Genomic DNA, 19992 nt, shown 5'->3' on the forward strand with positions numbered 1-19992 from the left:
GTCGATTTCATTGGTAAGGGATGCCGACGCTGTAGACGGCAAAAACATGGAAAAGTTCATCGCGGGACCAGGCCGAGGATGTCGTTGTAGAACGCCAATCCCATCAGCCCGGCCAGCAACGCCAGGCCGATGTATTGGCCGGCGGCGACGGCACGCTCGCTCAGCGGGCTGCCCTTGACCAACTCGATAAGGTAATACAGCAGGTGGCCGCCGTCCAAGATGGGGATCGGCAGCAGGTTGATGATGCACAGGCTCAGCGACAGCAGGGCGAGGAACTGGATGAACCAATCCACGCCACGTTTGGCCGAAATATTGGCGACCCGGGCAATGGTGACCGGGCCGGAAACGTTCTGCAGCGAGGCTTTGCCGGTGACGATCCGGCCCATCATGGCCAATGAATCGGCGGCCATCCTGCCGGTTTCACGCACCGCCACCGTCACCGACTGCAGCGGGCCGAACTTGAGCAGGGTGTCGTAGGCGGGGCTGTAGCTCTGGGCAAAGCCGGCGCCGATCTGCCAGGTGGGTTGGCCCTTGCCGTCCTTGCCCTGGCGCGGGGTGATCTCCAGCGCCAGGCGCTCGCCGCCACGCAACACCTCGATCATCGCCGGGCCACCGCGGCGGCCGAGGCTGCCCACTTCGCTGATGGCCTGCTCGACGCTGTCGATGCGCTGGCCGTCGATCGCCACGATCAGGTCGCCGGTCTGCAGGTGACCTTCCGCCGCCGAACCCTTCACGATGTTGTCCACCAGCGGCGGCTGCAGCCACGCACGCCAGTACACGCCGGCCAGGATCGGAACCCGGCGTTCATCGAAACCGGCCGGCAGCTGCGACAGCGGCAGGGTGCGCGAGCGCAGCTGGTCTGCAGGGTCCAGAACTTCAAGGGTCACATCGCGACGGTCCATCGCCGCCGCGGTCAGGGCCATGCTGGCCTCACCCAGGGTGATCACATCACGGCCGTCCACGCTCAGCAGGCGGTCACCACTGCCGAGCCCGGCCGTGGCGGCCATGCCCGTAGCGCGGCCCACGGTTGCGGAATAGTCCTGCTTGCCGATCACGAACATCGCCCACAGCAGCAGGATGCACAGCAGCAGGTTGGCGATCGGGCCGGCGGCGACAATGGCGATGCGCTGCCATACGGTCTTGTGATTGAAGGCCTGGCCGCGCTCGTGCGGGTGGACCTCGACTTCGCGTTCGTCGAGGAATTTCACATAGCCGCCCAGCGGAATGGCGGCGATGGCGAACTCGGTGCCATGGCGGTCGCGACGCGACCACAGCGGACGGCCGAAGCCGACCGAGAAGCGCAGTACCTTGACCCCGCACAGGCGCCCGACCCAGTAATGCCCGAATTCGTGGAAGGTGACCAGCAGCCCAAGGCTCACGATCATCCACCAGACCGATCCGATGAAGTCAGTCATGCAGGTTCACATTGGCGGACACGGGCGGCGGCGTCATACGGGATGGGTGCGCTGTTCAGGTGGCGGCGATGGCGTTCAGGGTCAGCTGGCGGGCCCGCTGGTCGGCGGACAACAGAACCTCAAGTGTATCGGCTGGTTCGGTCGGCAGTGTTGAAAGAGCGTTAGCAACCAGCGTCGGAATGGTCAGGAAGCCTATGCGGCCCTGAAGAAACGCTGAAACAGCCTCTTCGTTGGCGGCGTTCAGCACCGCCGGGGCGGTACCACCGGCGCGCATCGCCTGCCATGCAAGGGCCAGGCAGGGGAAGGCGTCGGTGTCGGGGGCCTCGAAATCCAGCCGGCCCTGGGTCAGCAGGTCCAGCCCGGACACGCCCGATTCGATCCGTTGCGGCCAGCCCAGGCCCACCGCCAGGGTGGTGCGCATGTCTGGCAGGCCCATCTGCGCCAAGGTGGAACCGTCAACGAACTCCACCAGCGAATGCACCAGGCTCTGCGGGTGCACCAGCACCTCGATGCGCTCGCCGGGGATGCCGAACAGATGGTGGGCCTCGATCACTTCCAGGCCTTTATTCATCAACGTCGCCGAATCGACCGAGATCTTCGGTCCCATCGACCACTTCGGGTGCGCCACGGCCTGGGCCGGGGTGACCTGCTCCAGTTCGGCGCGGCTGCGCCCGCGGAACGGTCCGCCCGAGGCGGTCAGCAGGATGCGGCGCACGCCGGCACCGTCGAGGCTGGCATCACGTGAACGCAGGCACTGGAAGATCGCGCTGTGCTCGCTGTCGATCGGAATGATCTCGGCGCCGGCACGTTCGGCGGTACGGGTCAGCAGTTCGCCGGCCAGTACCAGGGATTCCTTGTTCGCCAGCAGGATGCGCTTGCCGGCCGCAGCGGCGGCCAGGGTCGAGGACAGGCCGGCGGCGCCGACGATCGCGGCAACCACGGTATCGCAGGCGTCACTGGCCGCCAGCTGGTCCAGCGCGGCATGGCCGGCGTGGGCCTGGGTGGCCAGGCCGGCATCGCGCAGGCCGTCACGCAGTTCGGCATACAGGGTTTCGTCGGCGATCACCGCATGCGCGGGCCGGTGCTGCCGGCACAGGGCCAGCAGCGCCTGTACCTGGCGGCCGGCGGCGAGCACGGTGGCCTGGTAACGCAGCGGATGGCGGGCGATCACGTCAAGCGTGGAGGCACCAATCGAACCGGTGGCGCCGAAAACGGCGACCCGGCGCAGGTCTGCAGCAGCATCCATGGTCAGAACCCGAAGATTTCCTTGCCCAGTGCGAACACCGGGATGGCCGCCAGCACGCCGTCGACGCGGTCGAGCACGCCGCCGTGGCCGGGGATCAGGTGGCCTGAATCCTTGGCGCCGGCATGGCGCTTGATCAGGCTTTCGAACAGGTCGCCCAGTACCGAGGCGAACACGGCCACCACCGAGGTGACCAGCAGGCCCGGCAGGTGCGCGGCATCGATGCCGGCCAGCCAGCCCAGGCCGACGGCCACCGCAACACCGGCGATCAGCCCACCGACGAGGCCTTCCCAGGTCTTGTTCGGGCTGATCCGCGGTGCCAGCTTGTGCTTGCCGAAGTGACGGCCGGCGAAGTAGGCGCCCGAATCAGCGGCCCAGACCAGCGCCAGCGCGGCCAGCAGCCACAGGTGGCCCTGATGGCCCGGCGGGTCGCCGCCGGCATGGATCAGTACCAGCGCCGCCCACGCCGGGACGATCGCCAGGGTACCCGCCAGCAGCTTGAGGATGCGTGCCGGACTGCCGGGTTGCGCGCCGAAGTTGAAGAAGCGCAGCCACACCAGCGCGCCCAGCCACCAGGCCACGCCCACCAGGGTCGCGATCTGGAACAGCACCAGGGTGCCGGCATCAGCCCACACCAGCAGCACCATCAACACAAGGTTGAGGACCAGCAGCACGGTGCGGGCGAGGGTGTCTTCGACATCGGCCAGTTTCAGCCATTCCCACAGCCCGATCAGCAGCACGGCAGCAGCGGCGGCGGCCAGCCATTGCGTGGGCAGCAACAGGATCGCAGCAATGGCGACCGGCGCCATGATCAGCGCGGCGAGGACTCGGGTCTTGGTCATGGGCTGGACGTCTCGGTGGCCAGGGCGGCGATCTGGGCGCTGGTCAGGCCGAAGCGGCGCTCACGGCTGGCGTAGGCATCCAGCGCCAGCTGCAGCTGCGCGGCGTCGAAATCCGGCCACAGCGCTTCGGTGAACCACAGCTCGGTATACGCCAGCTGCCACAGCAGGAAATTGCTGATGCGGGTATCGCCGCCGGTGCGGATGAACAGGTCCGGTGGCGGCAGGTCGGCCAGAGCCACCTGTCGCCCCAGCAGGGATTCGTCGATCTGCTCGGGAAGCAGGCGGCCGGCGGCCACTTCAACGGCCAGCGCGCGTGCGGCACGGGCGATGTCCTGGCGGCCACCATAGCTGGCGGCGATCGACAGGGTCAGGGCACTGTTGTCGGCGGTGCGCTGTTCGGCCAGCTGCATGCGGCTGACCAGCCCGGCGCCGAAGCGCTCGCGTTCGCCGATGAAGCGCACGCGCACGCCGCGCCGATGCAGCTCGTCCACTTCGCGATCGAGCGCGCCGAGGAACAGCTTCATCAACGCATCGACTTCTTCCTGCGGCCGGCCCCAGTTCTCGCTGGAAAACGCGAACAGGGTCAGCGCCGGAATGCCCAGCTCCAGGCAGCGCTCGATGGTACGGTTGACCGCACGCGCACCGGCCCGATGGCCGATGACGCGGGGGCGACGGCGCTGCTGTGCCCAACGCCCGTTGCCATCCATGATGATGGCAACGTGGCGCGGCAGGGCGGCCGGCAGGGGAGGCGGGACTGAAGGCATCGACTTCAGACCGACATCAGTTCCTTTTCCTTGTCGGCGACGACCTTGTCGATGTCCTTGATGTTGGCGTCGGTCAACTTCTGGATATCGTCTTCGCCGCGCTTCTTCTCGTCTTCGCTGATGACCTTGTCCTTCAGCAGCTTGGCGACTTCCTTGTTCGCATCCTGGCGGATGTTGCGCACGGCGATCTTGGCGCCTTCGCCTTCCTTCTGTACCTGCTTGGTCAGTTCCTTGCGGCGCTCTTCGGTCGGCGGCGGCAGGTTGACGCGGATCGAGGTGCCGATGGTGTTCGGGGTCAGCTCGATGTTGTACAGGCCCTTCTCGATCTCCTTGATCATGCTCTTGTCGAAGGGCGTGACCAGCAGGGAGTGGGCGTCGGGGTTGGAAATGGACGCGACCTGGTTCAGCGGCGTGCTGGCGTTGCCGTAAGCATTGACCGTGACGCGGTCCAGCAGGGCCGGCGTTGCGCGACCGGTGCGGATCGAGGTGAGGGTGTGCTTAAGAGCGTCGATGCTCTTGGCCATGCGCGTCTGCGCGTTGTTCTTGATGTCGTTGAGCATCGCCAGGGTCCTGGATGTAACTGGAATCGGGCGATTATAGGCGAATACGGGACGCCGCCGGGCCTGAATCGGCCCGGAGGTCGCCTTGCGCTCAGCCTCAGGCCGGGTCGCGGCCCTGGACGAGGGTGCCGATGTTCTCGCCGTGCAGGATCTTCAGCAGCTCGCCCGGCTGTCCCATGTCGAACACGCGCATCGGCAGGTCGCTGTCACGGGCCAGGGCGAAGGCGGCGGTATCCATCACTTCCAGGCCACGACGGATCACTTCGTCGTAGCTCAGGCTGTCGAAACGGACGGCGTCGCTGTACTTGTTCGGATCCTTGTCGTACACGCCATCGACCTTGGTTGCCTTCAGCAGCAGGTCGGCGCCGATCTCGATGGCGCGCAGGGCTGCGCCCGAGTCGGTGGTGAAGAACGGGCTGCCGACGCCTGCGGCGAAGATCACCAGGCGGCCTTTTTCCAGATGGCGGATGGCGCGGCGGCGGATGTAGTCCTCGCACACGTCGTTGATCTTGATCGCGCTCATCACGCGGGCCTTGGCGCCCACTTTTTCCAGCGCATCCTGCATGGCCAGCGCGTTGATGACCGTGGCCAGCATGCCCATCTGGTCGCCGGTGACGCGGTCCATGCCGCCAGCGGCCAGGCCTGCACCGCGGAAGATGTTGCCCCCACCGATGACCAGGGCGACTTCGGCGCCGGCTTGCTGGGCTTCGACGACTTCACGGGCCAGGCGATTGATGATCTTGGGGTCGATGCCGTAGTCCTCATCTCCCATCAGCGCCTCCCCGGAAAGTTTCAACAGGATGCGGCGATAGGCGAGCTTGGACATAGGGACCTCGGGTGCGTGGAAATCGCGGGCGATTCTACGCGCAAGCGGCGCGCGGCCAAAGCGTTTTGTGCACTGCGGCGCAAAATACCGGTGTGCCCCGTACATCCGGGGCGCACCATTCAGCCCAGCTCGGCGCCCGCAGTGGCAGACAGTTCATCATGCCCGAGTTCGCCGGGAGAGCGTGCAATGACCCGGTTGCGGCCCAGGTTCTTGGAGCGGTAAAGCACGTCATCTGCAGCGCGCAGCAGGTCCTGCACGCCGGCAAAACGCTCGTAGCCGCCCTGAGTGGCTACTCCGGCCGAGAAGGTGATGAACAGCGGACCGCCTTCCAGTTCCGCCATCGGAGTGGCGACGATGTTGGCCAGCACCCGGCGGATCACGTCCAGCGCCACCGATTCGCTGGTGTTGGGCAGCAGGGCGACAAACTCCTCGCCGCCGAAGCGGGCCACGGTGTCGCTGTTGCGCAGCTGCCCCTGCAGCTTGCCGGCAAAGACGCGCAGCACCTCGTCACCGGTCAGGTGGCCGTGCGCATCGTTGATTTTCTTGAAGTCATCCAGGTCGATGAAGGCCACCGACAACGGCCAGCCATGGCGGCCGGCACGCAGGAATTCCTGTTCAAGCACGGCTTCGAGCTGGCGGCGGTTGAGGACGCCGGTCAAGGCATCACGATGGGCCTGGTCGGCCAGGCGCTTGGCACGGGCCTCGAATTCATCGGCGCGCCGGCGGGCCTGGTCGGCATCCTGCAGCTCGCGCAGGTTGCGCAGGGTGGCCAGCTCCTGGGCGTGGTCGATCAGCTCGCGCACGCGGGCCGGCGAATTCAGGCCGTTCTCGAACAGGCTGGCGATGTCCGGCAGCGCTTCGCTGATCCGGGCCAGGACCTGGTCGAAGCGGGCACTGTCCAGCTCCAGCCGGTCGTGGACCTGCTGCAGGGCGCGCTCGCGGGCGGCATCGGCGTCTTCATCCAGCCAGATGTCGGCAACGGCGCCAGACAGCTGTACGCAGGCCTGGAATGGATTCTCGGCGGCACCTTCGTCTTCGCTGTGGCGGATGCTGTCGACCAGGTAACGCGGCAGGCCCCACTCCTCGGCTACCCATGCACCGACGTCGGCGTGGCTGCAGCCGAGTTCCTGGCGCTCGCGCGCGATCAGGTCGGGGTTGTCGCGCGCTTCGCGCAGCAGCGGCAGGTAGCGTTCGGATTCGGCCTGGGCCAGGCACAGTACGCCCATGTCCTGCAGCAGCCCGGCCAGCATCAGCTCCTCCAGCCGGCGCAGGCCGCGGGCCTGGCCGAGCTGGCTGGCCGCCAGCGCGCTGAGGATGCTGCGCTTCCAGGCGCGTTGGCGCAGGTCGTGGTCGGCGCCGCCTTTGCCGGTCAGGCCCTGGGTGACGGTGAAGCCCAGGGCGAGGCTGATCGTAGCGTTCAGCCCGAGCATGGTCAGCGCCTGGCCGAGGTTCTCGATCCGGCGCCGGCTGGCGTACAGCGGCGAATTGGCGATACGCAGCATGCGGGCACTCAACGCCATGTCGATGGCGATGATGTCCGCAGCGGTTGCGATGTCCGCTTCCGGGTCCTGGGCCAGTTCGATGATGCGCAGGGCAATACCGGGCGGCGAGGGGAGGTTGCGGCAAAGCGCCAGTGCAGCTGTCAGCTCGGGAGGCATGTCGGGTCGTTCAATTCCATTAGGACAAGAATACCTAGGAATGCATCACAGTCCGCGACTTTCGTTCCTGTTATGTGACTGCAGGTTCCCTTTGCCGAGTATCGGCTTGATTCGCACGCAACGCAAAGACCCGGGGTTCGGGTGTGCGCACCAACGGTGCACACCCGCAGAAAGGGCGCCCACCGCGGGGGCAGGCACAAAAAAAGAGCCGCGGTCTCCCGCGGCTCCTTCTGGTTTCATTACAGCCGGGAGGCTGGAATCAGACCTGCATCGCCTTGGCAACTTCAGCGGCGTAGTCTTCCACCACCTTCTCGATGCCTTCGCCAACGACCAGCAGCTGGAAGCCAGCCACGTCGGCGCCGGCAGCCTTGACCACCTGCTCGACGGACTTGTCGCCGTCCAGCACGTAGCTCTGGCCGTACAGGGTCACTTCGCTGACGATCTTGTTGATCTTGCCGCTGATGATCTTTTCCAGGATGTCGGCCGGCTTGGACTTGTCCTTCTCGGACATCTTGGCCAGTTCGATTTCCTTTTCCTTTTCCACGAACTCGGCCGGTACATCGGCAGCCTTGTTGTGCGGCGGCTTCAGCGCAGCCACGTGCATGGCCAGGCCGCGAGCCAGTTCGGCGTCGCCACCGATCAGGTCGATCAGCACGCCGACCTTGCCGTTGGTGTGGACGTAGGAACCCACGTTGCCGGTGGTGTCCAGCTTGACCAGGCGACGGATGAGGATGTTCTCGCCCAGCTTCTGGATGGCGGTGGCGCGGGCTTCTTCGACGGTTTCGCCGGTGGCCAGCTTGGCGCTCTTCAGCACTTCCACGTCGGTGGCGCCCGATGCCAGGGCAGCGGCAGCGACGGAATCGACGAAGTTCTTGAAGTTGATGTCGTTGGCGACGAAGTCGGTTTCCGAGTTGATCTCGACCAGCACGGCCTTGCCGCCGTCCTGGGCCAGGCCCAGACGACCTTCGGCGGCCACGCGGTCAGCCTTCTTGTCGGCCTTGGCAGCGCCGGACTTGCGCAGCGCTTCAGCAGCGGCGTCGATGTTGCCGCCGGCCTCGGTGAGCGCCTTCTTGCATTCCATCATGCCGGCGCCGGTGCGCTCGCGCAGTTCCTTGACCAGGGAAGCAGTGATTTCCACGGGATTACCTCACGAAAGAAAGGGGTTGGGCCGGCATGGTGGCCGGCCCGTGTGACAGTTTCCTGTCGTCGCGCCATCGGCAGCGGACAGGAAAGGTGGGCGCGTGGCGCCCACCAGGGCCTGGATCAGGCCTGGGCTTCGCCCTTGTCGGCAGCAACGGCCTTCTTGGCCGGAGCGCGGCGAACCGGCTTGCCTTCTTCGGCCGGAGCGTCGGCGAACTCTTCTTCACGGACGGTGGCGGCGTGCGGTGCAGCAGCCTTGCCTTCCAGCACGGCGTCAGCAGCAGCGCGTGCGTACAGCTGCACGGCACGGATGGCGTCGTCGTTGCCCGGGATCGCGTAATCCACCAGCTCCGGGTTGTAGTTGGTATCGACGACAGCGATCACCGGGATGCCGAGCTTCTTGGCTTCCTTGATGGCGATGTCTTCGTGGCCGATATCGATGACGAAGATCGCGTCCGGCAGACGGTTCATGTCCTTGATGCCGCCCAGCGAGGCTTCCAGCTTGTCGCGCTCGCGACGCAGGCCCAGCACTTCGTGCTTGACCAGCTTCTCGAAGGTGCCGTCGGACTCACCGGCTTCCAGTTCCTTCAGGCGGGCAACCGACTGCTTCACGGTACGGAAGTTGGTCAGGGTGCCGCCCAGCCAACGCTGGTTCATGAACGGCATGCCGCAACGCTCGGCTTCTTCGCGGATCGACTCACGCGCGCTGCGCTTGGTGCCCAGGAACAGGATGGTGCCGCGCTTCTGGGCAACCGACGAGATGAAGTTCATCGCGTCGTTGAACAGCGGGACGGTCTTTTCCAGGTTGATGATGTGGATCTTGCCGCGGGCGCCGAAGATGTACGGAGCCATTTTCGGGTTCCAGTAGCGGGTCTGGTGGCCGAAGTGGACGCCGGCTTCCAGCATCTGACGCATGGTGACCTGGGGCATTGCAATACTCCTGATGGGGAACCGGCGATTCCGCCCGCGGGATAGGTATGCGGGACGCGTGGAAGCGCTGAAGGTTCCGGGGTTGGGCTTCCCTGTTGCCTCCGTGGCCGAACTCCTTGCGGAGCACCCCGGCACGGATGGGGGCAGCAGGTGTGGATTCACCGGTGACGTCCGGTGTGGACGGCGTCCTGCGCACAGGGCGGCAGGACATCCCGGCGATTATAGCCCGCTTGGCGGGCGGGCTGCAATTGCGGGCGTCGGCGCGGCCAGGATCACCTCTGCGCCGTCCTGCAGGCGGGCGTGGAACCTGCCGCCGGCATAGCCATCGGCGCGTGGCGGCAGCTGCCACGCGCGCTGGCGCGCCGCCAGTACGTAGCCGGCAAGACCGGGCAGCAGCAGGCTGCGGTGGCCGCCGACTGCCTCATAGGAAAGGTCGCTCAGGCGCGCGTGCCCGATGCCACTGTTCAGAAGTCGCAGCATGAGTTGCGACCCGTTGAGCACCACCTCTGCCTGCAGGCAGGGGGACGCTGGGCCAACCGGTTCGCCGCGGAACAGGGGCAGTGAATAGCGTGGCATGGCCGGTTCTGCCGGTGCCAGGATGATACGGAATGCCTGTTCGGCGGCCACAGGCGCGGACGACGCCGGAAGCAACCAGACGCGCTGGCGCGCACCGGCAGGTACATCCAGCAGGGTTGGGCTGGCCAGCACCTGCGCGCTGCGTTGCAGGTGTTCGGCACCCGGTTGCTGGTCCCACGCCCAGATCTGCACCTGGCCGCGCCAGTGCCCAGGGCCGGGATTGTGCAGCCACAGCTCGGACCGCCCCTGTGCGGCCGGCAGGCGCAGGGTGGTCGGCATCAGATCCAGCGCCTGCACGGGCATGGGCAGCAGTGCCAGCAACAGGGGCAGCAGCCGGCGCATCAGTAGTAGGTGGTTGGCGGTTCAGATGCGGCACGCCCTTGCTCGTCCTGCGCTGGCGGGGCCAGTTCACGGATCTGTGGCGGCAGGTGCAGGGTGTCGCTGTGCTGCTGTGGCACCGGGCAACGGGGGCCGCCCTCCGTGCCGGCGCAGCCTTCAACCACGGTCAGGCGGATCTGCAACGGAGCGGGCGCCGGGTCGGCCCACGCTGTCGTGCTGGCAATGGACATCGCTCCGATCAGTACTGCCCGAACCACCTGCCATCCACCCTGTTGTCGACCTGATGCGCGGTATCGGCCGACATGGGGGATTCTGTAGTGCGGGGCGTCACTCAGTAGGTGATCGTTACCTGTACCAGGTCGTTGTAGGTGCCGGCCGGCGGTTGGTCACTCACCGGCGGTACCCGGCCGTAGATGGTCAAGGGTTGCGCGCTGCCAGTGCCGACACCGCTGAAGGTGTCCACGTTGAGCGTATTGCCCCAGCGCTGGCTGCGCGCAGCATCCCGGTACAGCTCATAGGTCAGGTAATAGTTGTTGCTGCCGATGGTGGTGCGCATGCGCCGGGTACTGCTCAGTGCAGGGTTGTTCTGGCCATTGTCGAGGCTGACCTGGAACGCGGTGCGCTTGAGGCAGGTCAGGGTGAGGGTGGCGGTCTGGTCGATATTGGCGGGAATGCCGCCGGTGACGTTGCCGAAATTCATGGTGGTGGTGAGGTAGCTGCCGCATTGCGGCAGCACGGTGGCAGTGGCATTGAAGGTGAAGGCATTGCTGGCGGTGTTGGTGCCGGTCGCGCCGCCATTGCAGGTGGCTGGCACGGTGGCGGTGCCCAGCAGCACCTCGTTCCAGGCCCAGGTGAGCACCACGCTGGCACCGGTGAAGGTGCTGCTGTAGTTGCCGGAGGCCAGCACCTGGTTGGCCGGGATCTGTGCGAACAACTGCGTGGTACGGCTGCCGGAGCCGCCGATCAGCGGCACGCTGTAGGTCATCGTCAGTTCCTGTGCGGGCGGTGTGCCGCGCGGTGCCAGGCCGGTGACTTCGCTGTAGTTGGCGACGTTGTATATCTGGAAATTGAGCGGATCACTGCTGCCGTTGACCATTGTCCGCCACGGCGAAGTACTGGTGCCGCCGGTGCCATTGCCCAGGCCGATGCAGACGCGGATGCCGGTGGTGGCGATAAGGCTGAGCGCGGCGGTGGAGCAGTTCACGGCAATGTTCAAGGTGCCGGGGGTGGCACCTGCGGCGCCGCTGCTGACGTTGCCGAAGGGCAGCAGCGCGTCGGCGGTGGCGGTGCAGGTGGCGGCCGCGCGCGTCGGTGCACTGGCGATCAGGCCTGCAAGCAGCAGCAGGCCGAGCAGCAGCGGGCGCAGGCTCACGGCGCCACCTCCGGCACGCATTGCAGGGGCGCCGGACGAGGCCGCGCACCTGCGGCGACCACCTGCGGCGATGCCGGTACCCGCGTACGGCACTGCCCCCTGCTGGTGGTGATGTACAGCACGGTGCCAGCGGCCACGTCTTCCAGGTACAGCAGTCCGTCGTAACCGACCGAGGCCTGGCGGCCATCCGCCAGTTGCACCTCGCTGCCTGCTTCCAGCGGCTGCCCCGCCATGTCCTGCACGGTGAGGGTCAACGACGGCCGCGAGCGCAGGTTGAAGGTCAGGCCGGTGCCGGCACGCTGGCGCGGTGTTACCCAGTCCTCGATGCGATCGGCGCGCATGTCCGCCGGCAGGTCCAGGGTGTCGATGGAGACGCGGTTGCGCTGCCAGGACAGCAGTGGGCTGATCAGCAGCAGGCCACGATCGTCGGTGACACCGATCAGGCGGTTCTCAAGCCGCACGGGAACACCGCCAATGCCATTCGTGCTGACCACCGCGAAGGCATCGGCGACTTCGCGGGCGGCGAAGGTGTGCCCGGCCATCCACACCAGGCTGCCGCTGGCGCTGCCATAGGCGTAGTTGAGGCCGGCCTGGCGCGAGGCACCGAAGGCGTAGCGACCGACATCGTTGAGGATGCCGACTTCGGCCAGGCCGCCGCTGCCGTCGTCGCCGTGGCGGACCTGTGCGCGCCAACCGATCCCCCCGGCACTGCCGTCACCCGGGACTGGCTGGGTGACATCGGCGACCCAGCTCTGGCGGTCGCCGTTGCGCTGGGTGGACAGGCTGGCCTGGCGGTTGTTGCCCAGGCTCGCGGTCAGCGACAGGTAGACACTGCGGTCATCGCTGTTGTCCAGGTTCTGGTTGACCGACAGGTAGGCCGACCAGCGCTGGCGCCAGCTGCGTGACCAGAACAGGCTGGCATAGCGGTTGTCCTCGCCATCGGGATAGCGCAGGCGCAGGTAGCTGGCGCTCAGGGAGCCCAGGCGCAGCAGGTCCAGGCCGACCGTGGCCTGCTCGCTGATGCTGGGCGGCAGGTTGGCCTGCAGCGCGCCCAGGTCGCGGTAGTCGCCGTGGCTGCGCACGCTGCGCAGATTGACGTTGAAACGACGGTTGTTCCAGCTGTACCCCAGCGCCCACTGGCCGCCCTGCAGGCCCTGGTAGCGGCTGTGGGCGTACGCGGCATTGACCACGCCCGCGCCGCCCAGCAGCCACCAGCCGCCCACGCCGGCCTGTGCCAGGCCGCCGCCACCTTCGGCGTGTGCTTCGCCGGTGAATGTGTCGCTGACGCCGCCGCGCCAGCTGGCGCTTGCCACGGTACGGTCGTCGTAGGCGAAGGAGCGCTCGCCGAACTGCTCGCGCAGCTGGCCGACGCCGAGCGACCAGTCCGACAGGCCCTTGGCCAGCAGTTGCTGGGTGCCGTAGAAGCTGAAATCCAGGGTCTGCATGCGGCCGAACGCATCGGTGACCACGACCTGCGCGCTGCCGTTGCCGCTGATGCCCGGTTGCGCCGCCAGCTGGAATGGTCCGACCGGCACCTGGCCGCTGTACTGGCGCAGGCCATCGACATACAGCTCGACCGTGGATGGCACCACCGCCTGGCCGAGGAAGGCCGGCGTCGGGGTAAGCACACGGTACGGCTGCAATCCGTAATTGCGGCCGATCTGCAGGCCGCCCAGGCGTACCGGCCGGCTCCAGTCGACGAAGCCGCTGTAGAAGTCGCCCACCTCCAGAGTCAGCGCCCTGTCCGGGAAATCCAGGGTCCAGCGCGTGTCCAGGCGTACGCTGTCGCTGCGCCAGTGGCGGTCTCCGGTCTGGTAGCGACGGCTGACCGCGGTGTTCTCGAAGGTGCCGGCACCCACGCCGAACACCCGCAGTTCAGAGCTCAGGGTCAGATTGCCGAGGCGGTCGACGCGGCTGCCATACAGGTCGTAATTGAGCAGGACGCCGGGCGAGGCGCTGCTGCGCGGCGCGCGCGCCTGCGGGCGGCCGAGCACGGTCGTGGGCAGGGTCAACTGGTCCAGTGGCACGTCCAGCGCGAGGGTCTGCAGGTGGGCGTCATAACGCACCACCGCGCCGCTGATCTGGTCCAGATACACGGGAGCATCGCCACTGGCATTGAAACCGAGCTGGCGCAGGATCTCGGGGCTGGCCTGCAGGCGGCCGCGATTGTCGGTGAAGGGCAGCAGGCCGCGTGGCGTGCTGTTGAGGGTCACGTCCAGGTACAGCGTCTGGTTGGCCGTGAGTGGGGTCGGTGGCGGCAGCAGGGCATCGGCGGAGACCCCGGAGACATCGGCTGCATGGGCCGCCGGGGACAGGGCCGCACCGAGCGCTGCGCTCATCAGCGCCTCAGCGAGCCGGTGGTGGCGGCAGCGACGTCTGTTCCGACTCGCCATTGAGCTTGGCCGTGATCTGGTCGTTGTCGCGGTCGATCGCCGTGCGCTCCAGCGGCCAGCGCATGACCTGGCCGGGCAGCACGTAGCCCAGCAGGCCGGGATGGACGATACGCGGCCGCTCCGGGCTGCCCAGGGCGAGGTCGGCGATCTGCGCGTAGCTGTTGCCGGTATTGCCTACTTCCACGCCGTTGCGACCGTCGTCCAGCCGGACCAGGCGGGCGTGCAGCTGCGGTGCCAGCCGGGCGCTGGCGCCGGGTTGCACGAACACCGGGATGGAATAGCGCAGTACGAACTGCATGCCTTCGCTGCGCGTGGCCAGATCGGGCACCTCATCGACGATCAGCCGGTAGTACTGCTGCGCAGCCGGTGCGTCGGCAACGGCACGCATGACCCGCACCAGCTGCTGCTGGCCCGCTGCCAGTTCCTGCATCGGTGGCGTAGCCAGCAGATCCTCGGTGGGCAGCAGTTGCTCCTTCCCGTCCTGCTGTACCCACCGGAACACCCTTACCTGCAGCTTCACCGGCGAGGTGCCGCTGTTGGTCAACCACAGTTCGCCAGCGCGCTGGCGTGCTTCCAGCTGCAGGCTGGTGGGGGCGACCTGCAAGCTGGTCGCCGAGACCTCGTTGACCCCAAGCAGGCTGAAGACGAGCAGCGCCAAGCCGGTGGCGCGCCACGGGCGGGATCCGGCCATGCGGGCGTGCTCCATCAATAGGTGATCGTGGCGGTAACGGTATCCAGGTAGTTGCCGGTAGCAGCGTTGGCCGTGCTCAGGTTGAGGATCTGGCCGTAGACGATGTAGGGCACCGCCAGCCCGGTGCCGATGCCGGCCTGGGTGTTGGTGCCGGTAGTGGCGCCCCAGACCAGGGTGTGTGCGGCATCCTGGTAGAGCTGGTAGCCCACGTAGTTGTTCGCGGTCACTGCGGCGTTGGTGTTCTTCATCCGCCGCGTGGTGACGTCATTGGCCGTGCCGGCATTGGCACCGGCATTCAGCGCGATGGTGTACGGGGTCAGCGCCGAACACTGCGCGGTCACAGTGCCCTGGCCCAGGGTCGGGGTGGCGGTGGTGGAAGCGGCGGTGCCGAAGTCGACGTTGGTGGCTGCGGCCGCAGTAATGGTGCAGGCCTTGGTGACCACCAGGGTGACGTTGAACGTGGTGGTATCAGCGGCGGCGGCCGGGCCTGCCACCAGCAGGGCCAGGGCCCAGGCCAAAGGGGAACGAGCTGCGGATCGCATGGACAACCTCCCTGACCCGAAGGTCCGTTGAACAGGGCGAAAACGGCACATTCAGCGCCGTTTTGACGACAGTGACCCCAGCGTAGGCACCGTAAGTGTCTGTATTGCGTGAGAATCAGGGATTCGAAAGGGTGTGGGCCATCACGCTTTCACCTTCCTTGCCGGATCCGTGCATGGCCCGGATCGCCAGTTGGGTGGCGTTCGTTCAGATTGCGGCCGGATCGGCGATAATGGGAGCCATGAGCGTGAATATCAAAACCCCGCAGGAAATCGAGATGATGCGCATCGCCGGCCGCCTGGCCAGCGAAGTGCTCGACATCGTCACCCCCCACGTCAAGCCCGGTGTCACGACCGAGGAACTGGACCGCATCTGCCACGACCATGTCGTGAACGTGCAGGGCGCCATTCCGGCCAACGTCGGCTACCGCGGCTTCCCAAAGACCGTGTGCACCTCGGTCAACAATGTCATCTGCCACGGCATTCCCAGCGAAGGGAAGGTCCTCAAGGATGGCGACATCATCAATATCGACGTCACCGTCATCAAGGACGGCTGGCATGGCGACACCAGCCGCATGTACTTCGTCGGCACCCCGTCGGTGATGGCCAAGCGCCTGGTCGACGCCACCTATGAGGCCATGTGGCGCGGCATCCGCGCGGTGCGTCCGGGCGCAACCCTGGGCGACGTCGGCCATGCGATCCAGAGCTATGCCGAAGGCGAGCGTTTCAGCGTGGTGCGCGAGTACTGCGGTCACGGCATCGGCAAGGTCTACCACGATGAACCGCAGGTGGTGCACTACGGCCGTCCGGGCCAGGGCCTGGTGCTGCAGCCGGGCATGACCTTCACCATCGAGCCGATGATCAACGAGGGCACCCGCTACAACAAGGTGCTGCCCGATGGCTGGACCGTAGTGACCAAGGACCGCAAGCTGTCGGCGCAGTGGGAGCACATGATCGCGGTCACCGAGACCGGCGTGGACGTGCTGACCCTGTCGCCGGGCGAGTCGCAGGTCTCCTGACGATGCTGCCGGCGAGTTCGCTGCTGGACACGCCGGCCGCGTCGCTCAACGACCCGGATTGGGCTGCTGCCGCGCGCGATGCGCTGCAGCAGGCCGATACGCGCCTGTACCGCCGCTTCGACCAGGGCGACAACATCGAGCGCCTGCTGGCGTTGCGCGCGCGCGCGGCCGATCACCTGATCCGCCATGCATGGCAGCGCTGCCTGCCGGCCGACAGTGGCCTGTCGCTGTTCGCAGTAGGTGGCTATGGGCGTGGTGAACTGTTCCCGCGCTCGGACATCGACCTGCTGGTGTTCGGCGATCCGCTCGCGCAGCTGGCCCACGAGGACGCGCTCGCGCGGCTGTTCGCGCTGCTGTGGGATTGCGGCCTGGCGGTGAGTCACGCGGTGCGTTCGGCCGCGCAATGCAGCGAGGCCGCTGCTGACCAGACCGTGCTGACGGCATTGATCGAAGCGCGTCCGCTGATGGCTGATGAGGCAGCGCGGCGTGCGCTGCGTGCGGCGGTGGATGACCGCGAACTGTGGCCACCGCGTGCGTTTTTCCTGGCCAAGCTCGAGGAACTGCGCAACCGTCACCAGCGCTTCGGTGACACTGCCGACAACCTGGAGCCGGACCTGAAGGATGGCCCCGGCGGCCTGCGTGATCTCAATACGCTGGGCTGGATGGCGCTGCGTGCGTTTGGTGTGCGCGATCTGGAAGCGCTGGTCGGCCTGAGCCATCTGGGCGCTGACGAGGCCGCTGCGCTGAAGCGCGAACGCGCGGTGCTGGCACGACTTCGCTTCGGCCTGCATCTGGTGGCGCGACGCCCGGAAGAGCGCCTGCGCTTCGATTACCAGAAGACCCTGGCCGCGCGCCTGGGCTTTGAAGACGACGCCGAAAGCCTGGGCGTCGAGAAAATGATGCAGGGCTTCTACCGCGCCGCGTCGGTGGTGCGGCGGATCAGCGATCGTCTGCTGCAGCGCTTCGAGGAACAGTTCGATGGCGAGGCGCAGCCCGAGCCGCTGACCGTGGGGTTCGCCCTGCGCCGTGGCTATCTGGCGGCCAACGATGCCGACTGGCCGAACGCGGACATCGGCCAGGTCTTCGCGCTGTTCGCCAGCTGGGCGAACAATCCGCAGATCCGCGGCCTGCATTCGTTGACCGCGCGCGCGCTGGCCGAATCGCTGCCGCTGCTGCCTGCCTATGACCAGGCAGACCCTGACGCGCGCGAACAGTTCATGGCCCTGCTGCGTGGCCAGCGCCCGGTCGACACGCTTTCGCGCATGGCGCGGCTGGGCGTGCTCGGGCAGTGGATTCCCGCGTTCGCCCAGGTCAGCGGGCGCATGCAGTTCGACCTGTTCCACGTCTACACCGTCGACCAGCACACGCTGATGGTCCTGCGCAACATGGGGCTGTTCGCCAGCAGTCGCGCCGACGAACGTTTCTCGATCGCCCATGAAGTCTGGCCGCGCCTGCGCAAGCCCGAACTGCTGCTGCTGGCCGGCCTGTTCCACGACATCGCCAAGGGGCGCGGCGGCGATCATTCCGAACTGGGCGCGGTCGATGCACGGGCCTTCTGCCACGCGCAGGGGCTGAGCGGTTCGGATACCGAGCTGGTGGCCTGGCTGGTCGAACAGCACCTGCGGATGTCGGTGACCGCGCAGAAGCAGGACATCGCCGATGCGGACGTGATCCATCGTTTCGCGACCCTGGTCGGCAGCCGCGACCGCCTCGATTACCTCTATCTGCTGACCTGCGCCGACATCGCCGGCACCAGCCCGAAACTGTGGAACGCGTGGAAGGACCGGCTGCTGGCCGATCTGTACTTCGCGACCCGGCGCGCGCTGCGCGAGGGCCTGGAGCATCCGGTGCCGGCCGCCGAGCGCGTGGCCGAAGCGCGCGACAGTGTGCGTGCGCTGGTGCGCGAGCAGGGCTACGACGATGCCACCATCGACCGCCAGTTCGCGGTGATGCCCGACGAAGGCTTCATCCGCCTGCGCCCGGAACAGCTGGCCTGGCAGGCCGCCGCGCTGGTACCGATCAAGCAGGGCCAGACGCTGGTGAAGGTACGTCGGATCAGCGTCGACGACCCAGCACTGGAAGTGTTCGTGCACTCGCCGGACCGTGACGGCCTGTTCGCCGCGATCGTGATGACGTTGGACCGCAAGGGCTACGGCATCCACCGCGCGCGCGTGCTGGATGGTCCTGCCGACACGATTTTCGATAATTTTGAAGTGAGCCCGGCCGATACGTTTGCCGATGGCAGCAGCGCCAATCTGGAAGCGGCCCTGCGCGAGGCGCTCAGTGGCGATTTGACGCGGCTGCGTCCCTCGCGCCGGGTGGTGCCACGCCAGCTTCGCCACTTCCGTTTTGCCCCGCGCATCGAGTTCCGCGATGAACCCGGCGCGACCCGTTTCGCCCTGGTCGCACCCGACCGCCCCGGCCTGCTGGCCGACGTGGCGTTCGTGCTGCGCAACCAGGGACTGCGCGTGCAGGACGCGCGCATTGCCACATTCGGCGAACGCGCCGAAGACACCTTCGTGATCAGTGACGAACACGACCTCCCCCTGACTGAATCCGCCCGGCAGCAGCTGCATGACGCAATGCTGGCCTGCCTGGACCCTGATCGAAACGCCGGAGACCCCGCCTGATGGCCACCAAGCCTGTAAAGAAGACTGTCGCGACCGCCAAGAGCGCAGCAGCCAAAAAGACCGCTGCCGCTGAGCCGGTTGCGAAGAAGACTGCCGCGCCGAAGAAGGCTGCGGTGAAGAAGGCACCAGCGAAGAAGGCCCCGGCCAAGACCGCCGAAGCCGCGCGCGCCGAGAACATCGCACGCAAGTCGCTGCGCAAGCCGGCCGGCCCGGGCGTGGAAGAACTGAAGTTCGGCATCGAAAGCGCTTTCGAGCGCCGCGCCACGCTGACCCTGCACGAACTGGAAGGCTCGACCCGTCCGCTGGTCAACCGCGTGATCGATGGCCTGGAAAGCGGCGAATTCCGCGTCGCCGAGCCGGACGGCCATGGTGGCTGGAAGGTCAACGAATGGCTGAAGAAGGCCGTGCTGCTGTATTTCCGCGTCAACGACATGGCCGTGGTCGATGCACGCCCGGCACCGTTCTGGGACAAGGTCGAATCGCGCTTTGCCGGCTATGACGAGGCGAAATTCCGCCGCGGCGGCGTGCGCGTGGTGCCGGGTGCGATCGCCCGTCGCGGCACGTACTTCGGCAAGGACGTGGTGCTGATGCCGAGCTTCACCAACATCGGTGCGTACGTCGGCGAAGGCACCATGGTCGACACCTGGGCCACCGTCGGTTCCTGCGCGCAGATCGGCCAGCACTGCCACCTGTCCGGTGGTGCCGGCATCGGCGGCGTGCTCGAACCGCTGCAGGCCAGCCCGACCATCATCGAAGACCATTGCTTCATCGGTGCGCGTTCGGAAGTGGTGGAAGGCGTGGTCGTCGGCCATCACAGCGTGATCGGCATGGGCGTGTTCCTCAGCCAGAGCACCCGCATCTACAACCGCGCCACCGGCGAAATCAGCTACGGCTACATCCCGCCGTACAGCGTGGTGGTGTCCGGCTCGCTGCCGAGCAAGGACGGTACCCACTCGCTGTACTGCGCGGTGATCGTCAAGCAGGTCGATGCCCGCACCCGCAGCAAGACCAGCGTCAACGACCTGCTGCGCGGCCTGGCCGACTGACGGAGCCGC

General features: G+C 66.9%; 18 protein-coding genes. 3 read left to right on the forward strand and 15 right to left on the reverse strand.

The window, feature by feature from the left end:
* Window positions 1-56: 56 nt before the first annotated feature.
* From rseP to H3005_RS02895, 15 genes are all read right to left on the reverse strand, one after another.
* Window positions 57-1415, reverse strand: a complete 1359-nt coding sequence (gene rseP, locus H3005_RS02825; protein ID WP_100552014.1) for an RIP metalloprotease RseP — start codon at window positions 1413-1415, stop codon at window positions 57-59.
* Between the two features lie 55 nt (window positions 1416-1470).
* Window positions 1471-2661, reverse strand: a complete 1191-nt coding sequence (locus H3005_RS02830; RefSeq protein ID WP_165376691.1) for a 1-deoxy-D-xylulose-5-phosphate reductoisomerase — start codon at window positions 2659-2661, stop codon at window positions 1471-1473.
* 2 nt (window positions 2662-2663) lie between these two features.
* Window positions 2664-3500, reverse strand: a complete 837-nt coding sequence (locus tag H3005_RS02835; protein ID WP_025877667.1) for a phosphatidate cytidylyltransferase — start codon at window positions 3498-3500, stop codon at window positions 2664-2666.
* Window positions 3497-4264, reverse strand: coding sequence for a polyprenyl diphosphate synthase (gene uppS, locus H3005_RS02840; RefSeq protein WP_100464280.1), 768 nt, complete (start codon window positions 4262-4264; stop codon window positions 3497-3499). The genes H3005_RS02835 and uppS overlap by 4 nt, the downstream gene beginning before the upstream one ends.
* A gap of 5 nt (window positions 4265-4269) precedes the next feature.
* Window positions 4270-4824, reverse strand: a complete 555-nt coding sequence (frr, locus tag H3005_RS02845; protein WP_089239845.1) for a ribosome recycling factor — start codon at window positions 4822-4824, stop codon at window positions 4270-4272.
* A 97-nt stretch (window positions 4825-4921) separates the two neighbouring features.
* Window positions 4922-5650, reverse strand: a complete 729-nt coding sequence (gene pyrH / locus H3005_RS02850; RefSeq protein WP_025877663.1) for a UMP kinase — start codon at window positions 5648-5650, stop codon at window positions 4922-4924.
* Between the two features lie 119 nt (window positions 5651-5769).
* Window positions 5770-7308, reverse strand: coding sequence for a GGDEF domain-containing protein (locus H3005_RS02855; RefSeq protein WP_100552016.1), 1539 nt, complete (start codon window positions 7306-7308; stop codon window positions 5770-5772).
* 259 nt (window positions 7309-7567) lie between these two features.
* Window positions 7568-8446 carry a translation elongation factor Ts gene (gene tsf / locus H3005_RS02860; RefSeq protein WP_089239849.1) on the reverse strand — a complete coding sequence of 293 codons (879 nt, stop codon included), beginning with the start codon at window positions 8444-8446 and terminating at the stop codon, window positions 7568-7570.
* Window positions 8447-8571: 125 nt separating this feature from the next.
* Window positions 8572-9378 carry a 30S ribosomal protein S2 gene (gene rpsB, locus H3005_RS02865; protein WP_089239851.1) on the reverse strand — a complete coding sequence of 269 codons (807 nt, stop codon included), beginning with the start codon at window positions 9376-9378 and terminating at the stop codon, window positions 8572-8574.
* Between the two features lie 219 nt (window positions 9379-9597).
* A complete protein-coding gene (locus tag H3005_RS02870; RefSeq protein ID WP_191077539.1) occupies window positions 9598-10296 on the reverse strand; it encodes a fimbria/pilus periplasmic chaperone in 699 nt (232 codons plus the stop codon).
* Window positions 10296-10523, reverse strand: a complete 228-nt coding sequence (locus tag H3005_RS02875) for a hypothetical protein (protein ID WP_100552018.1) — start codon at window positions 10521-10523, stop codon at window positions 10296-10298. Before H3005_RS02875 ends, H3005_RS02870 begins: the two co-directional genes overlap by 1 nt.
* A 101-nt stretch (window positions 10524-10624) precedes the next feature.
* The gene (locus H3005_RS02880; RefSeq protein ID WP_100554074.1) at window positions 10625-11659 is read right to left on the reverse strand and encodes a spore coat U domain-containing protein; all 1035 of its coding nucleotides are present in this window, start codon (window positions 11657-11659) and stop codon (window positions 10625-10627) included.
* Window positions 11660-11661: 2 nt separating this feature from the next.
* Window positions 11662-14004: a fimbria/pilus outer membrane usher protein gene (locus tag H3005_RS02885; protein ID WP_100552019.1), complete on the reverse strand. Its 2343-nt coding sequence runs from the start codon at window positions 14002-14004 to the stop codon at window positions 11662-11664.
* Window positions 14005-14011: 7 nt separating this feature from the next.
* A complete protein-coding gene (locus H3005_RS02890; protein WP_100552020.1) occupies window positions 14012-14764 on the reverse strand; it encodes a molecular chaperone in 753 nt (250 codons plus the stop codon).
* On the reverse strand, window positions 14764-15291 hold the full coding sequence (locus H3005_RS02895) for a spore coat U domain-containing protein (RefSeq protein ID WP_100552021.1): 528 nt from the start codon (window positions 15289-15291) through the stop codon (window positions 14764-14766). Before H3005_RS02895 ends, H3005_RS02890 begins: the two co-directional genes overlap by 1 nt.
* Window positions 15292-15464: 173 nt before the next feature.
* Between H3005_RS02895 and map the strand changes: the two genes are divergently transcribed.
* From map to dapD, 3 genes are read left to right on the forward strand one after another with little or no spacing between them, the layout of a single operon-like run.
* Window positions 15465-16307 (forward strand): type I methionyl aminopeptidase, encoded by an 843-nt coding sequence (gene map / locus H3005_RS02900; protein ID WP_089239865.1) that lies wholly within the window; start codon window positions 15465-15467, stop codon window positions 16305-16307.
* A gap of 2 nt (window positions 16308-16309) precedes the next feature.
* Complete coding sequence (locus H3005_RS02905; RefSeq protein WP_191077540.1) at window positions 16310-18937, forward strand: [protein-PII] uridylyltransferase; 2628 nt, start codon at window positions 16310-16312, stop codon at window positions 18935-18937.
* A complete protein-coding gene (gene dapD, locus H3005_RS02910) occupies window positions 18937-19983 on the forward strand; it encodes a 2,3,4,5-tetrahydropyridine-2,6-dicarboxylate N-succinyltransferase (protein ID WP_100552023.1) in 1047 nt (348 codons plus the stop codon). Before H3005_RS02905 ends, dapD begins: the two co-directional genes overlap by 1 nt.
* Window positions 19984-19992: the final 9 nt, after the last annotated feature.

This window comes from Stenotrophomonas sp. Br8 (genome assembly GCF_014763005.1).
Classification (GTDB): Bacteria; Pseudomonadota; Gammaproteobacteria; order Xanthomonadales; family Xanthomonadaceae; genus Stenotrophomonas; species Stenotrophomonas lactitubi.

What these genes read in the sequence shown, in the direction of transcription:
- H3005_RS02835 (WP_025877667.1), bottom strand. Translation starts at nt 3,500, where the DNA reads ATGACCAAGACCCGAGTCCTCGCCGCGCTGATCATGGCGCCGGTCGCC.
- uppS (WP_100464280.1), bottom strand. Translation starts at nt 4,264, where the DNA reads ATGCCTTCAGTCCCGCCTCCCCTGCCGGCCGCCCTGCCGCGCCACGTT.
- rseP (WP_100552014.1), bottom strand. Translation starts at nt 1,415, where the DNA reads ATGACTGACTTCATCGGATCGGTCTGGTGGATGATCGTGAGCCTTGGG.
- dapD (WP_100552023.1), top strand. Translation starts at nt 18,937, where the DNA reads ATGGCCACCAAGCCTGTAAAGAAGACTGTCGCGACCGCCAAGAGCGCA.
- H3005_RS02890 (WP_100552020.1), bottom strand. Translation starts at nt 14,764, where the DNA reads ATGGAGCACGCCCGCATGGCCGGATCCCGCCCGTGGCGCGCCACCGGC.
- H3005_RS02830 (WP_165376691.1), bottom strand. Translation starts at nt 2,661, where the DNA reads ATGGATGCTGCTGCAGACCTGCGCCGGGTCGCCGTTTTCGGCGCCACC.
- H3005_RS02855 (WP_100552016.1), bottom strand. Translation starts at nt 7,308, where the DNA reads ATGCCTCCCGAGCTGACAGCTGCACTGGCGCTTTGCCGCAACCTCCCC.
- H3005_RS02885 (WP_100552019.1), bottom strand. Translation starts at nt 14,004, where the DNA reads ATGAGCGCAGCGCTCGGTGCGGCCCTGTCCCCGGCGGCCCATGCAGCC.
- frr (WP_089239845.1), bottom strand. Translation starts at nt 4,824, where the DNA reads ATGCTCAACGACATCAAGAACAACGCGCAGACGCGCATGGCCAAGAGC.
- H3005_RS02895 (WP_100552021.1), bottom strand. Translation starts at nt 15,291, where the DNA reads ATGCGATCCGCAGCTCGTTCCCCTTTGGCCTGGGCCCTGGCCCTGCTG.
- rpsB (WP_089239851.1), bottom strand. Translation starts at nt 9,378, where the DNA reads ATGCCCCAGGTCACCATGCGTCAGATGCTGGAAGCCGGCGTCCACTTC.
- H3005_RS02905 (WP_191077540.1), top strand. Translation starts at nt 16,310, where the DNA reads ATGCTGCCGGCGAGTTCGCTGCTGGACACGCCGGCCGCGTCGCTCAAC.
- pyrH (WP_025877663.1), bottom strand. Translation starts at nt 5,650, where the DNA reads ATGTCCAAGCTCGCCTATCGCCGCATCCTGTTGAAACTTTCCGGGGAG.
- H3005_RS02870 (WP_191077539.1), bottom strand. Translation starts at nt 10,296, where the DNA reads ATGCGCCGGCTGCTGCCCCTGTTGCTGGCACTGCTGCCCATGCCCGTG.
- H3005_RS02875 (WP_100552018.1), bottom strand. Translation starts at nt 10,523, where the DNA reads ATGTCCATTGCCAGCACGACAGCGTGGGCCGACCCGGCGCCCGCTCCG.
- map (WP_089239865.1), top strand. Translation starts at nt 15,465, where the DNA reads ATGGCCCGGATCGCCAGTTGGGTGGCGTTCGTTCAGATTGCGGCCGGA.